Origin of the sequence: Streptomyces sp. NPDC052721, from assembly GCF_040678315.1 — a bacterium.
Taxonomy (GTDB): domain Bacteria; phylum Actinomycetota; class Actinomycetes; order Streptomycetales; family Streptomycetaceae; genus Streptomyces.
Genome location: NZ_JBFATL010000007.1, coordinates 1 through 13,807 on the forward strand (window position 1 = coordinate 1; position 13,807 = coordinate 13,807).

The 13,807-nt window shown below is 67.8% G+C and carries 12 protein-coding genes and 5 pseudogenes; 6 read left to right on the forward strand and 11 right to left on the reverse strand.

The window, feature by feature from the left end; genetic code table 11:
- Positions 1-42: 42 nt before the first annotated feature.
- Positions 43-482: pseudogene (locus AB0L21_RS09220) on the reverse strand (transposase); the annotation flags it as partial.
- Positions 483-1,401: 919 nt separating this feature from the next.
- Between AB0L21_RS09220 and AB0L21_RS09225 the strand changes: the two are divergent.
- Entirely contained in the window at positions 1,402-1,941 is a 540-nt protein-coding gene (locus AB0L21_RS09225) for a GNAT family N-acetyltransferase (RefSeq protein ID WP_365783333.1), read from the forward strand.
- A 56-nt stretch (positions 1,942-1,997) separates the two neighbouring features.
- On the opposite strand, the pseudogene AB0L21_RS09230 reads toward AB0L21_RS09225, so the two are convergent.
- Both AB0L21_RS09230 and AB0L21_RS09235 read right to left on the reverse strand, forming a co-directional pair.
- A pseudogene (locus AB0L21_RS09230) lies at positions 1,998-2,630 on the reverse strand (transposase); the annotation flags it as partial.
- Positions 2,631-2,910: pseudogene (locus tag AB0L21_RS09235) on the reverse strand (hypothetical protein).
- A gap of 190 nt (positions 2,911-3,100) precedes the next feature.
- Here AB0L21_RS09235 and AB0L21_RS09240 point away from each other — a divergent pair.
- Entirely contained in the window at positions 3,101-3,709 is a 609-nt protein-coding gene (locus tag AB0L21_RS09240) for a nucleotidyltransferase family protein (protein ID WP_365783076.1), read from the forward strand.
- A 307-nt stretch (positions 3,710-4,016) separates the two neighbouring features.
- Here AB0L21_RS09240 and AB0L21_RS09245 read toward each other — a convergent pair whose 3' ends face one another.
- The 3 genes and pseudogenes from AB0L21_RS09245 to AB0L21_RS09255 form a co-directional block, all read right to left on the reverse strand.
- Complete coding sequence (locus tag AB0L21_RS09245) at positions 4,017-4,454, reverse strand: hypothetical protein (RefSeq protein ID WP_365783078.1); 438 nt, start codon at positions 4,452-4,454, stop codon at positions 4,017-4,019.
- 136 nt (positions 4,455-4,590) lie between these two features.
- Complete coding sequence (locus AB0L21_RS09250) at positions 4,591-4,938, reverse strand: hypothetical protein (RefSeq protein WP_365783079.1); 348 nt, start codon at positions 4,936-4,938, stop codon at positions 4,591-4,593.
- Between the two features lie 290 nt (positions 4,939-5,228).
- Positions 5,229-5,474 (reverse strand): annotated as a pseudogene (locus tag AB0L21_RS09255) (transposase); the annotation flags it as partial.
- Between the two features lie 42 nt (positions 5,475-5,516).
- Between AB0L21_RS09255 and AB0L21_RS09260 the strand changes: the two are divergent.
- From AB0L21_RS09260 to AB0L21_RS09275, 4 genes and pseudogenes are all read left to right on the forward strand, one after another.
- Positions 5,517-5,834: pseudogene (locus AB0L21_RS09260) on the forward strand (helix-turn-helix domain-containing protein); the annotation flags it as partial.
- Between the two features lie 58 nt (positions 5,835-5,892).
- Positions 5,893-6,333 carry a transposase gene (locus AB0L21_RS09265; RefSeq protein ID WP_365783081.1) on the forward strand — a complete coding sequence of 147 codons (441 nt, stop codon included), beginning with the start codon at positions 5,893-5,895 and terminating at the stop codon, positions 6,331-6,333.
- 16 nt (positions 6,334-6,349) lie between these two features.
- Positions 6,350-7,159, forward strand: coding sequence for a hypothetical protein (locus tag AB0L21_RS09270; RefSeq protein WP_365783083.1), 810 nt, complete (start codon positions 6,350-6,352; stop codon positions 7,157-7,159).
- A 134-nt stretch (positions 7,160-7,293) separates the two neighbouring features.
- Positions 7,294-8,211, forward strand: a complete 918-nt coding sequence (locus AB0L21_RS09275) for an aminoglycoside phosphotransferase family protein (RefSeq protein WP_365783085.1) — start codon at positions 7,294-7,296, stop codon at positions 8,209-8,211.
- 861 nt (positions 8,212-9,072) lie between these two features.
- Here AB0L21_RS09275 and AB0L21_RS09280 read toward each other — a convergent pair.
- The 5 genes from AB0L21_RS09280 to AB0L21_RS09300 form a co-directional block, all read right to left on the reverse strand.
- Complete coding sequence (locus tag AB0L21_RS09280; protein WP_365783086.1) at positions 9,073-10,323, reverse strand: MFS transporter; 1,251 nt, start codon at positions 10,321-10,323, stop codon at positions 9,073-9,075.
- Positions 10,320-11,420 carry a crosslink repair DNA glycosylase YcaQ family protein gene (locus tag AB0L21_RS09285; protein ID WP_365783088.1) on the reverse strand — a complete coding sequence of 367 codons (1,101 nt, stop codon included), beginning with the start codon at positions 11,418-11,420 and terminating at the stop codon, positions 10,320-10,322. Before AB0L21_RS09285 ends, AB0L21_RS09280 begins: the two co-directional genes overlap by 4 nt.
- Entirely contained in the window at positions 11,413-12,114 is a 702-nt protein-coding gene (locus tag AB0L21_RS09290) for a hypothetical protein (protein WP_365783090.1), read from the reverse strand. The genes AB0L21_RS09285 and AB0L21_RS09290 overlap by 8 nt, the downstream gene beginning before the upstream one ends.
- Before the next feature lie 89 nt (positions 12,115-12,203).
- Positions 12,204-13,265 carry a YncE family protein gene (locus AB0L21_RS09295; RefSeq protein WP_365783092.1) on the reverse strand — a complete coding sequence of 354 codons (1,062 nt, stop codon included), beginning with the start codon at positions 13,263-13,265 and terminating at the stop codon, positions 12,204-12,206.
- 224 nt (positions 13,266-13,489) lie between these two features.
- On the reverse strand, positions 13,490-13,651 hold the full coding sequence (locus AB0L21_RS09300) for a hypothetical protein (RefSeq protein ID WP_365783094.1): 162 nt from the start codon (positions 13,649-13,651) through the stop codon (positions 13,490-13,492).
- Positions 13,652-13,807 lie beyond the last annotated feature (156 nt).

Below are 13,807 nucleotides of genomic sequence, written 5' to 3' on the forward strand. Positions count from 1 at the left end.
TCCTGCGGTAGGCACGGTGAATCGGAAGTAAGCGAGCAGGGCTCAGGAGCGGAGCCACAGCCGGATCGCGGTGACGGTCACCGTGCCGTGGAAGATGTACGCCCGTTTGTCGAAGCGGGTGGCCACGGCGCGGAAGCCTTTGAGGGCGTTGATCGTTCGCTCGATCTCGTTCCTGCGGGCATACCGGGCCCGGTCGAAGGCGGCGGGCCGACCGCCCTTGCTGCCACGGTTTTGCCGGTGGGCCCGTTGGTCGCGGGGCTCGCGGATGGTGTGCTTGATCTGCCGACGTCGCAGATAGCGGCGGTTGGGGCGGGAGCTGTACGCCTTGTCGCCGCTGAGGTGGTCCGGCCGAGTGCGAGGACGCCCGCCGGCCGGGCGCGGCACACGGACGCGCTCCGCACCGGGATCATCCGCGGCCCGTCGCCTGCCTGCCCCGGTGTGATCAGCACGGCCAGCGGACGCCGCCCGCCTTCACCCACCAGGACGTCGTTGACGGCCATCGGGTGGGAGGCGCCGCTGCGGCCCGCGCCACGGGCCGGGCCGCCCATCTCTCCCAGTGGCCGCCCCAGCTCGTAGGAGGCGGCCTTCAGGCCCATGGGCGTCAGGTTGCGCAGGGTGTCCCCGCCCGAGGTCTTCCCGCCGTTCTCCACCAGGCCGTGCTTGCGCAGATCGGAGAGCGCACCGAGATGCGCAGCGGTGCGGGCCTGCTTGCGCTCGGAGGGCTTGGCCTTGTCGGTGTGCTGGTAGCTCAGGTGCGGGGCTGAGATCTGCTGGATCTGTTCGACGGTCGCGACCTTCAGCACACCAAGCACGCGCAGCACGTCGCCGCGCAGGTTGTTCGTCGACCCCGCCGGGCTCGTCTTCCGCTTCCCCGCCATCAGCCCCGCTCCCTTCCCCTCGCCTGTCGCGCGCGGCCACCGGCCGGGCGCCGGCCCGGCCCGGCCGCAGAGGGCTCCCGACCCCCGGACCCGATGATCTCCTCCACCACGGACATTCCTTTCAAGTGCAAGAGGAGAGAAGAGGGTTGTGACAACGCGGCGGGCGGTCGTATCTGCGTGGTGAGCTGCGGGATTTCCGTCCCGCCCGGTGCTGGGCACCAAAGTGGGTCCCGAAGTGGCATCCCAAGTGCGTGCCGCAGGAGGCCGGGGCGACTTGCCCAGTGGTGGTCGGGGCGGGCGCGCCGGGCGCCTGCCGGTGGTCGGTGCGTGGTCATCGCGGTGGCTCCTTCGCTTCAGGCCGCCCTGGTGGGCGGTGATCGAGGGAGCAGCGTGCCCGGGATCCCCTTGCCCGCGGTCTGACAGCGTCCGGTAGCGGCCGTGGTCAAGACATCTCAGGGGGCTAAGAAGTCAAGAGAGCCCGCGAGCCTTGATCGCTACCGCGCCTGCTGATTGGCTGGCCGGCATGGATGATCTCGGACCCGTTGCGTGGCCGCCTGCGCCGATCAAGACCGAGAGACTCGTGCTGCACGAGCCCGAAGCCCGGGACCGTGCGGCGTTCATCGAGTTGTTGGCGTCGCCAGATGTGCACACCTACCTTGGCGGACCACGCCCGCGTGCCGAGCTTGAGCGCGAGTTGCCCGAAGTGCCAGAGCAGTGGCCCGGGAGCTTCGTCGTTGATTTGGACGGGGCGATGATCGGCCAGATCCTGCTCAGGAGAGCAACGGAGCACCGTCGCCCTGCTGCCGTGGGGAAGGTCGATCTCGGCTACATGTTTCTGCCGCGGGCGTGGGGGTTCGGGTATGCCGCCGAGGCGTGCGCGGCGGCACTTGACTGGCTCGAAGACGTCCTTCCCGGTGAGCCGGTGGTACTCGCCACGCAAACCGCCAACGCCGCCTCGATGCGCCTCGCCGCGAAGCTGGGGTTCACCGAAGTGGAGCGGTTCCGGGCCTGGGACGCCGATCAGTGGCTAGGCCTGCGGTCCCCGGAATCGCTCTTCGATTGAACCCGACAGCTCGGATCTGTCGACGTGCTGTTGACGAAGGCGGGCGGGCTTGCGGGTCATGCAGGTGCTTGGAGGAGTGGCGCGAAGGCGCGTTGTTCGTCGAACGGCTGCCGGGCCTGGAGGCAGTGGTGAAGCTGTCCAAGGAAGCGGTTGAGCAGATGGCGCTGGGCGGCGTTGTGCCAGTCGCCGTGCTCGCGTCGGCGTCGGTAGTGGGCGTTCGCTCCAGGTGAAGCTTGGAGGGCCGAGAAGGCCCAGAGAAAGCCGGCGTGCGTGAGCCGGTTGTTCTTGACGAAACGGCGGCCGACGAAGCGCTTCTTGCCAGAGGCGCGGGTGATCGGGGCGGAGCCGGCGTAGGACTTGAGCGCTCTGGCATCGGCGAAGCGGGTCCGGTCGTCTCCGATCTCGGCGAGGACGCGGGCTGCGAGCAGGGGGCCGAGGCCGGGGAAGCTGAGCAGAATCTCGCTGTCGGCGTGCTGCTTGAAGGCGGCCTCGGCGGCTGTGGCAAGGTCGACCGCCGCCTGGCAGGTGGCGTCCAGTTGCTTGAGCAGGGCCAGCAGCTGCTGGCCGAACGCGTCCTCGACTGCCGGGAGTTGTCGGGCGTACTGGGAGCGGAAGATGTCCCGTAGGCGTGCGGTCTCGGTGTCGAAGGCGCGGATGCGACCGCTGCGCTTGAGGGCGGCGCGCAGTCGTCACCACAGCCGGGCGGTGGAGTGCCGTACCCGGGAGCAGGGCGCGGGCGTCGCGGCGCGCGGCCGCGTTGCCGATCCGGTTCTGCCGGGAGCGGGGTCGACGCGACTGCGCGGCGGCGAGGCGGCGGCGCCCGGCGTCCTGGAGTCGCCGCCGCTGCTTGCGCAGCTCCTGCTTCTTCGCTGCCTTCGACTTCGGCTTCCGGGGCCGCTTCCAGATCGGCTGCCATTCCAGGGGCTCATCGGGCTCGGGCTCCTGGTCCTCGTCGAGCGCGGCGGCCATCTTCGCGCGGGCGAGGGCTGCTTCGGGGTTGGGCTGTTCTTCCGTCGCCCGCCGCTGCCACTACCGAAAACGCAGCTCAGAAAACGAACCGCTGCTGGAGTACTAACTGATCGTTTCAGAATGAGATCACAGACGGGCTTCGCGGGCGGTACGCAGGCTCTGTTGGTCTGCCGCGTGGTAGGCATGAGCGGTGATTGGTCGCCTCCCACTCGACGAGCAGCTTGCTGCCCTGAGGTCCGTGCTGTCCCGCAACGAGGTGCTGTTGGAGGTGCTTAACCGCACGGCTCGATTGGGGCTGCCGGGCTGGTACCTGACGGCAGGCTGCCTGTTCCAGACCGTGTGGAACGTGGTCACGGACAGGCACCCCACCAGCGGGATCAAGGACTACGACGTCTTCTACTTTGACGATCACGACTTGTCGTGGGAGGCGGAGGACGCTGTGATCAAGGCCGCCGACGATGCCTTCGCCGGATTGCCGGCAGAGGTCGAGGTCCGTAACGAGGCCCGTGTCCACCTCTGGTACGAGCAGAAGTTCGGCGTCGCGTGCGCTCCCTACGCCTCCACCGAGGCTGCCATCGACAACTTCGCTGCTACTACCTGCTGCTTGGGTGTTCGCCTGGAGCGGGATGGGCAGTGGCGCGTCTATGCACCGCACGGGTTCGCCGACGTGTTCAATCTCGTCGTCCGGCCCAATCCAGTGCTTGCTCCGCGTGAGGTGTACAAGACAAAGACGGCTCGCTGGCGACAGCAGTGGCCCGAGCTGACCGTGCTCGACTGGCCTGCAGAACGAGCGGGCTGACGAGCGGCCGCCCGCTGTCAGGGCTCCGGTCCGCCTGCAAGCTCGCCGCCCAGACCTTCACATGCGTGCAGGAGCGGGCCAGCACGGGGGGAACTGGCCCACTCCTGCACGTTGGCGCCCGCGGGCCTCCCCCCAGGAGGGCAGGCGCCCGACCACAGTGGGTCACTCTCTACAGCGCCCCGCGCGACCGGAGTGTCACAGGCGAAGGGGCAATATTCACGCGATCAACACACAGCAGCACCCGCGCCAGGTGGGCCGCGCACCCCCGTGCGCCCGGGAGGGGTAGAACCCTGGCCCACCCACGGACTCAGGCTCCCATCTGCCTAGAGATCACGGCTGCCGCGACGTCGACGAAAACACCCCGTGCCGCACCACGTGCTGAGCTGGCCAGGTCCCGGAGTCGGCTGCGGCGCTCTTCGTCGGGCTCTTCGTCGGCGGCGTCCTGAAGACGCTGGGCAACTGCGTCGACGAACTGCTCAGCTGTGGGCCACTGCCCAACCATCCGCCGGGCCTCACCGGATACGGCCCTCACGTACCACGCCCCGTGGCCACCGCTGACCATCTGTAGGTCAATCAGTCCGTCGCTCTGAAGGGCCAGTGCTGCCTTGCCGACCTCGACGACGTCCAGGTCGATCAGCTCGGCAATATCCCGGAGTTCCGGGAAGCTGGCGCCAGCTGCGTCATCGAGGTACTTCACCATTGCGTCCAGTACGGGCAGGTCGCGCGCCGCCCAAGTGCTATCCATGTCAGGCAAATTACGCTGCCCAGCGGCTTGAGGCGCTACGAATGCTCCGACAGCCGGGGGGTGCAGAATAGGCCCGTCACCCCGCTCACCGAGAAGGCCTGGGCGCCCACGCCGACCGGCGCCCGGGCCGCCTCGTTTACTGCAAGAACTGGCGGCCTTCCGGCTGCGCCATGCTGACCGCATCGAACTTCGTGCCCCGCTTGTCGAACACCGTGAACAGCAGCATGCACACGGCGGCCGCCATCGCCAGGATCGCAACCGTCCCCAGCACCGGATCACCAGGGCCATCACTCGTTGAGATCGCCCAGGGCGCCATCGCCACGATATACACGAAGAAGATGCCGAATGTGACCCAGTCGGCTCGTCTGCCCCGCCGGATCCCGACGTACAGGAACGGTACCCACGCCAGGATCGACAGCGACCCGACCACCACTACCGACCACGCGATCTTCTCGACCCAGCCAGCCTCAAGACGCCTGTCCATCGAACCCCCCAACCACAGTGCTCCCAACCGAATCCGGGAGAAGGGCAGTCAGCGTAGACCCCGATGTGTCTCCTGAGCACCCCTCCTGCAGCAAGCCCACCTGCCCGGGGGACAGCAACAGCCCCGTAAGGCCGGCGACTTGTCAGAATCGCGTGCCATGCTGCAGGTGTGCCTGCTCAAGGCCTCCCGCATGAGAAAGGATTGCCGTGAAGGCGGTGAGGTGGTTCTTCCAGGAGTTCACGTTTAAGGGGCTGCTGCTCATCCCGGCGGCGGTCCTGGTGGTCGCTGTGTTTGTCGAAGACCCTGGCTTCCTGCCATCGCTCCACGCGTCTCCAGCAGGTCTGCCCGGAGCCGAAGCCCAGCTCCAACGGAAGCTGCTGCCACGGGATCCCGGTGTAGAGCACGAACAGGATGCCCTGCAGACACAGCCGGTCAGGGACTGGCTTGGGTCCAGGCGACCGCTTGGGCCAGGGCAGCAGTAACGGCTCGATCATCGCCCACAATTCGTCGTCCACGACCCACGGCTTGACGCTCACGTCCTCACGAACGGCTCAATCGTCGTACCGGTTACGGCTGACCTGCACCCGCCCGCAAGATCGTGTTACGAGCTCTTCGAGCGTGGGGAGAAGAACCGACAGATCGCGGCCGCACTGCGGGTGAGCGAACGGTGGGTGGAGCGGTGGCGTCGGGCCTGGCGCGAGCGGGGTGAGACCGGGGTGCTCTCCAAGGGCTCGCCGGGTCGTCCCAGGCTCACCGAGGTTCAGGTTGCCCGGCTGGAGCGGGAATTAGAGCACGGACCGCTGGTGCACGGTTGGGCGGATCAGCGGTGGACGCTGGCCCGGATCAGGACCCTGATCGGCCGGCTGTTCCACATCTCCTACACCGTAGAGGGCACCTGGCGGCTGCTGAAGCGGCACGGCTGGTCCTGGCAGCAGCCCGCCAGGCCGGGTCTCCATGGCCGGCATGGTCTGCTACAAGCCCGGCGCGCGGTCCCGGCTGATCTACGCCATCCGCGAGTACACCGGCCGCAAGGACCAGCCGAAGGGCTTCGGCTGGCGCGACCTGCGCGACTTGCTGGTGCGTGCCCGCGTCCAGCTCGGCGGCCCGATCGTGCTGGTCTGGGACAACGTGCGCCTGCACCTGACCGCCGGAATGCGTGAGTTCATCGCCGGGAACGCCCACTGGCTCACCGTCTTCCAGCTACCCTCCTACGCGCCCGACCTGAATCCACAGGAGGGAATCTGGTCGCTCGTTAAGCGGGAGATCGGCAATCTCGCCGCCGTCGACCTCGGGCAGATCACCCGGGCCGTGAAGCGCAGGCTCAAGCAGATCCAGTACCGCCCCGACCTGGTCGACGCCTGCCTCGCCGCCACCGAACTCATCCCGGACGGGTGAGCGGTACCTTGCCGCCATGTGCATCTCGACAGGTGAGGCCGCGTTCTCCGGCACGATCGTGTACTGCGGAAGGCAGCACCACCCGGTGCATGGCCTGATCCACGTCCTGGGCTACCAGAACACCGCCGTCAATCTGGCAGACGGACCGAACGCCATGCTGCTGCACCTGCCCACCAGGCAGCTCACCCCCAGGCACTTCCTCTCCGCTGGGCGCACCGGCGACGTCCTGCGCCGCATGGTCGCCGCTGTCGAACCCGTCGCCGCCGGAGCCGACGACATCGCGTGGATGAGCGCGGAACCGCAGCCCGTCCAGGTCTTCGACCACGACGTCTACACGGTGCTCCTGGCCACCGACCCCATCGCAGTCCCCACCGCGCTGCGGCAAGTGCCGCTGCACCGCCGCCCGGACCTCGACCCGGACCTCCTGCGCTTCTACGCCGACCACTTTCCTGACCACACCATCGCCGTGTGCTGTTTCGACAACGCCGACACGCAACGCGCCAAGCCCTTGCTGCTGTGGTACCCGCCCCACGACCCCGACCAGTTGACCGTGCCGGCCCTGGACAGCCACACCGGAGCGGCCCCGGACCTCGACGCCGCCGTGCCCGTGGACCACTGGGTCCTGCTCTCCACAGACCAAGCCCCTGGCGGCTGGGGCGAACCCGTCGACTACCCCAGGAACATGCGCCACAGTCTGCGCTCCTTCCTTCCCGCCGCCGTTGTGGGCAGGTACTACGGCGAAGGGCAGACCCTGCTCAACGGAGACTTCACCATCAGCCACCGGAGCCTTCTCGCTGGCGACCTTGACCGCATCGAGCGCCTGTAACCGACTCGCCGCTGACAAGGCAGGACGATCGGGCTGACGCACGTCAGCCGAACCCGACATCACCCATTCAAGTTCAGTAGCCAGTCGCGGATCACGAGCGAAGCCAGAATCCTGTCCCAGTAGTGTGGCTTCGCATGACCGACTCCGAGATCGAGATCACCGCAGACCTGGTCCATGACCTGCTGCAGGAGCAGCATCCGGACCTAGCAGGGCCGACCATCCGCGAAGTAGCGGGCGGGTGGGGCAACCAAATGTGGCGCCTCGGAGACGACCTGGCTGTGCGCATGCCGCGTACAGAAGGCGCCCCGGACCTCCTGCGCAAGGAGTGCCGGTGGCTGCCCGTCCTGGCCCCGCGCCTGCCGCTTCCGGTGCCCAACCCGGTGCGGATCGGTGAACCATCCGCGCGTTTCCCGAAACCCTGGGCCGTCATGACGTGGGTTCCCGGCGAGCCACTGGACTACACCTCCATCAGCCGCGGCGACCACGCGGCCGACACCCTGGCGGGCTTCCTCAGAGCGCTCCATGTGGAGGCGCCCGAAGACGCGCCGATCAGTGAGGACCGCGGCGACCACCCCAAGAAGTGCACGGACGGATTCGACCACTTCTTCCACGCCGTCGTCCCCGACGACCTGGCCGACGATGTCCGGGCCGTCTGGGACGACGCCGTCGCGGCGCCCGAGTGGGAGGGCCCGCCGCTGTGGGTGCATGGCGACCTTCATCCCGCGAACGTCGTCGTCTCGGACGGGACGCTCTCGGGCGTGATCGACTTCGACGCCATGTTCGCCGGCGATCCGGCGTGGGACCTTGCGGCCGCATGGGTCATCCTTCCCAACGGCGCCGTCTCACGCTTCTTCGACGCATACGCGCATGCGGACGAGGGGACGATCCGGCGCGCCCGCGGGCTGGCTGCTCTGAAGAGCCTGTTCCTCATGCTGATGGGTCAGAACGGCGACCGGGGCCTTCCTGGCGGCAAGCCGACATGGGGACCCGCAGGCCGGGCAGCGCTCGATCGTGTTCTTCAGAGCTGGTACTCATCCCCGCCCGGGCCGTGATCCTGCTTGCTTCCGCGGTCAAGCTGGCCCGTTACGGCTGAACCACCCCGTCAACCGCTCACCCACTGTCTCCACCGGCGCGCACTCAATCTCGTCCAGGTCCAGGTCCTCATAACCGTCCACGACCGTGGCAACGCTGCGCACCCCACCCCCGTCACGGGCCTCGCCCCGGACAGGAAACAGCCCCGGCCGGCGTGGCCGCCGGCGGGGCTGAACCCGTGAAGGGTGTGGTCGTGAAAGGGTGGTCGCCTACGCGGCGAAAGGCTCTGCGGGGCTTCAGCCGAACGATCGTCCCCGCAGGCAATAGATGAGGCCCGGGGACACAGTCCCCTTCACCACCACGCTCTCGATAACCACGCCCGCCCGCCGGACATTCCCCGGCCTCCCGGCACGGCGTGCGGACCGCCCCGGGTCGGGGCACAGGTACCGAATCTAGGCGCTGCGGTCGGCTTCCCGAGCTCGTCGTGGAAGCCGACGTCGCCATCGCCCGCGACAGCACCGGCCGATGGCGGCACCCCGCCCGCTGGCACCGCCCGCGCCCCGACCTCTCCCCTGGCGACGTCGCACCTTTCGGCAGTGCTGGCTAGCCCGACCACGAAGTCAGAGGCTGTCGTCAAACCAGCCGAAGCGGTCGAGGTCGTCCGGGCGTGGGTCGCGCAGCGTCCGGTCGCCGGGCCTGAACGGGGTCCGTCAGCACCGGTGTCGGTCCATTCTGCGCTCAGCCCGTGATGTCCAGCAGCAACCTGTCCTGCGGACGGCCGGCGCCCGTTCGACGCCTTGCGAGTTCGACCAGCTGGCGGCAGCCACCCTGATCGCGCCACGGCAGATACCGATGTGGGAGATGAGTCAAAGGGGTTGCCGCTATTCAGTGGCGGCTGTGCTCGGTACTGCCGCTGTGGTCTTCTCCGACGCGGTTTGAGGTGTGAGTCGGAGTGCGCAGACAGCGGCGAGAGAGGCGACGAGGGCGAGTCCAAGGGTGATAGGGCGTGGGGCCATCTGTGTGAGAAGCCAACCACAGACGGCTGCTCCGGCCGCCGAGCCGATGTCATACCCGGAGCCGAGCCAGGCATTGGCCTCGGTCTGCCGTTGGGAGAGACGTTCGTCTACAAGGAGGTATCCGATCACAAACATGGGGGTGAGGGGGAGGCCGACGAGGAGTATTGCCAGCAGTGAGGCGGGAGTGCCCAGCGCTGGAGCAAGTAGCGCGGTTGCGGCGGCCAAGACAGTGCCTGCTGCGGTGTAGCGCAGGCGCAGTGGTTTGGACCAGCGGATTTTTCCGTAGGTGAGTCCGCCGATGACGCCGCCTACGGAGAAGAGAGCGAAGAGGTATCCAGCCGAGGTGATGTGCCCGTGCTGAGCGGCGGTGGCAGGAAGCAGCACATTGAGGCTGCCGCCGACCAGCCCCAGCATGATCAGGGGTGTGATCACGCCTTGTCCTTCCCTGGTGAGGATCAACGAGCGTTGTCGAGGGGCTCGTTGGACGGGGGGAGAGGCGGCGTTCGAGGGCGCGGGGGATGATCCGCTGGGAGTTCGGGTGATGCGCTTGTAGAGGAGAGCGACGCCGAGCAGGGGGCACCAGCTGCCGAGGGCGATACACGCGCGTGCCGGGAGCACGGTGGTCGCGGCGACGGTGATCAGGGGGGTGATAACGAAGGTGATCTCTTCGAGAATCGAGTCGAGGGTGTGCGCCTGTTGAAGAGACTGCTTGTCGGGCACGAGGCGGGACCACAGGGTGCGTACGCTGGAGGTGACGGGTGCGGAGATTGCGCCGCCAGCGGCCAGCAGGGGGAGCGTGGACCAGGCCGGGTAGCGGCCGATCGCCAGTGCGGCCAGAGTGAGGAAGAAGGCGTGGCATGAGGCCCCGACCAGCAGGGCGTGCCATCCGTGCCGGTCGACGAGGCGACCTCGTGTGGGGCCGAGCAGCGCACCGGAGAGCATGAACGCGGCGGAGGCGATGCCGGAGGTGGCGAAGCCGCCGTACGCCTGGGAACAGGCCACGATGGTGGCGAAGGGGACGATGCCTCCGGAGAGGCGCGAGGTGAAACCCGCCAGCAGGCCCCGAGGGACGCCACGGGTGCGGAGGATGGTGAGATAACCGGTGGGCGGGGTCACGGTGTCTCCGGGATGAGGATGGCATCCGCCCATGCTGCGGCGGTGTGGGCGGCGGTGTGGACGGCAGGTGCCCACGACGGATCGACGGCCTGGGCCCCTTCGATCACAGCCTTCTTGCGGCTGGCGCGGAGCGCGACGCGGCCGACAAGGCGGTCCCCGGCCAGGACGGGCATGCCGAAGTAACCGCATTCGCGTTTGGCGGCGGGCTTGTACGCCTCAAGGAGATACTCGACACCGAACAGCCGGCGCATCCGGGGCCTGGTCCAGATCAGCGAGTCGAACAGGGACAGAGGCGTGATCCTCTCCTCGTCCACCGTTCCTTGTTGTTCAAGGAGGCTGTCGTGCGTCCAGGTGTCGTCGGGCCAGCCCTCGACCGACACTCGCCGCACCTCAGGCAACCGTTCCAGCTGCGCAAGGACTTGAGGGACGGGGAGGCGGAAGTAGTCGGCGACGTCCTCGGTGGTGGCCACGGCGAGATTGCGAAGGGCGATGCGGATCAAGCCTTGGAGGCACGTGTCGTCATCGAGCTCGGTCGCGCGAAGGTGTTCCGGTAGGGCCTGCTCGGCGGGTTCGTAGACGCGCTTCCAGCCCTGGCGGCGTACGCACACGAGTTCGCCGATGGCCCACAGCCATTCCGCCGCCCACTTGTGAGGGGAACTGCGGTCCCATCCGGCACCGGTCATTCCTCCGAGGTCACTGATGGTGACTTGGCCGCGATCCAGAGCCGCACTCCGCACATCAGCGCAGGCTTGCGGGTCCACAGCGGGGCCCTGCCAGCCGCGAGTTGCTATGCGACGGCGACGGAAGGCGAACAGAGGCCACAGGCCAATCGGCGTGAAGGCGGCGGCGTGGGACCAGTACTCGAAGAAGGCCGCCTTGTCCTGGTGAGAGGCGAACGCGCCGGCTGCCTCGGAGGGAACGCCACGAGCGAGCATGACCAGCTCGTGGGAGCGCCGCACGACGTTGATGGTGTCGATCTGGATGCAGCCGAGTGCATCCAGCACCTCCGCCGGAGTACGGCGGGGCGCCTCCGGGGCGTGAAGGCCCTGGGCGCACACGGCCAGGGACCTGGCCTGTGCGAGGGTCAGCTCAAGCACCAGCCTCACCTGCCGCCGTCGTGTCCGCGTTCTGGATGGTGCTGGTGGCCTGAAGGCTGTCGGCGTGCAGGAGGATCAGGCGCGCGATGTGCTGTCCCCGCTCGATGGTGACCGATCTCCTGGGGCGGATGGCGATACCGAATCCCTGGCCCGCGCTCATGCGCCCGCACACGGTGCTGGAGATCACCCCCGTGGGGATCTCCAGGCCCTCGGGCCCGGACTCCAGTGGCGCGACCAGCAGGAAGTACCCTTTTGGGATCTCGGCGTTCCACCCCAGGTGCCACTCGATGCTTCCGGCGCCGTTGGGCAGGAACATGTTCTCCCAGCCTGCCTCCGTGCGGAACTGGTACAGGTGCAGCCAGTTCGTACGATCCACCGCAAGCGCAGAGCGTTCCCGCGTCCACAGCTCTCCCCGTGCCGCGGCCTGTGCCGCAGCTCGGGGATCGTCGCCTGGATTGAGCTCAGTCTGCTCCAGCGGGCTGAGCGTGACGTCGATGGGGCTCGGGATCCGCCATCCCAGCTCCTGCCCCATCACCCACGGGGCGCAGTGCTCCGGGCGCCGTTCGGCACGCACGTATCGGAACGATTCCCGGTACAGGCCACTCGTGGCTTTCGCGCTGGCGCGATCGACACGCTGCTGCTCGGGGACCAGGGCCCACGGGTGTGAGGGAAGGAAACGGACAGCGGGGGGCACGAAATGAACCTCTCCTGTGGGAGACAAGGGGCCCGGCCCCGCGACACGTCCGCGGAGCCGGGCAAGGATAGAACGGGAGGGGCTGCGGGTCAGCTCGCCACGGAGGTACCGAGGTTGGCGACCGCGGTGTCGATCTTGTCGGCCGCGAAGCCGGCCTTCTCGGTGTTGAACACCGCCACACTGCACGGGCCGAACCCGACCGGCAGTTCCTCGAACGGCACCGCGGCACCGGCGTCGGCCAGATCGATGTCCTTGATGCTGAGCACCGTCACCGAATGCGCCATCTGCGGGTGGTCGTCTTCGGGGGCGAACGGGGTGTTCCGCGCGAACGCCGAGACGTACAGGGTCTCGTCAGCATCATCGATAGCGATACCGCGCGGGCCGGGACCGGTCGGGATGGACCGGGTGACCCGGTAGGTACCCAGGTCGATGACCGCGATGGTGTTGTTGCGCTCCAGGGTGGCCAGAGCGTACTTGTTGTCCGGTGTGAACGCGATCGCCCGGCAGCCGTCGATTTCCGTCTCGGCCTTGGCGATCACGGTGTCGGTGGCCAGGTCGATGATCGGCACGACGGCGCCGGTGTTGCACGCCACCAGAGCGCGGGTACCGGTGCGGTCAAAGTTGAGGCTGTAGGGGTGGAGGTTCTCACCGATCTGGATACGTGCGACCTCCCGCACCAGTTCCGGCTTACCGTCGGCGAGACCGCTGAGGTCGAGCTTGGCGATGTAGCTGGAGCCCCATATGCAGACGTACGCGGCGGTTCCGTCGGCGGTGACCATCATGTGCCGCGGGTCGCGGCCGACCGCGACCTGACGCAGTTCCTGCCGGCTCTCCAGGTCCACGATGGAGACCGTGTTCGAACCGGAGTTGGATACCAGGAGGTAGTGCTCGCCGGGCACGATTCCCAGGCCGCGCGGGCCGAACCCGACCGTGATGCGAGTGACCTCCCGGTGGCTGAGGGCATCCAGCTCGGAGACGGTGTTCGCGCTCGTGTTGGACACGAAGCCCCGGCCGTCCTTGGTGAACTTCACCCCACCGCGCGGGGCGTTGCCGATCGGGATCTCTTTGACGGTGCGGTAGGTCGAGCCTTCCTTGCGGATCACGCTGATCTGGCCCGAGTCGGTGTCGGTGGAGTAGATCTCTACAGTCACGATCACCCTTTCCGGCGGCACCGTGGGCGGCGCGCGCCATGATCGGTGATCCCAACACGACCGCACATAAGCAATCAAGATTGCATTACAACAATGGCTGGAAGATGACCGGCCCCTTGACAGTGATCAAGGCGACCATCGAGTACTCGTCATGGCGAACAGTGAACCTGAACGCATCCACGTGCGGGGTAGCCCGGGGAACTCAGGTGACCTGCCCCGCCGTGCTACAGCAGCCCGTGCAGGGCGTTCTCCTCGAAGCCGTCGTCTTCTTCGCGGTAACAGCGCATGACCTTGGAGCGGGGGCCCATCCGCCCGGGCTCTTCGGTGCTGTCGCGGACCCGGAGGTAGGCCAGTTCGTGCTCGCGGCCGGCGATGGCGAAGTGCATCGTCATCAGGCTGAGGCCCTGGCCAACCCGGACCCGTGGGACGGCTTCAGCGGTTACATCCGGGAGGTCTGTGCGATGCAGGCCGCCAACCGGGGCTTCGCCGACATGATGACCACGAGCTTTCCCGACGCCCAGGCGCCGGAAGCACTCCGCGCC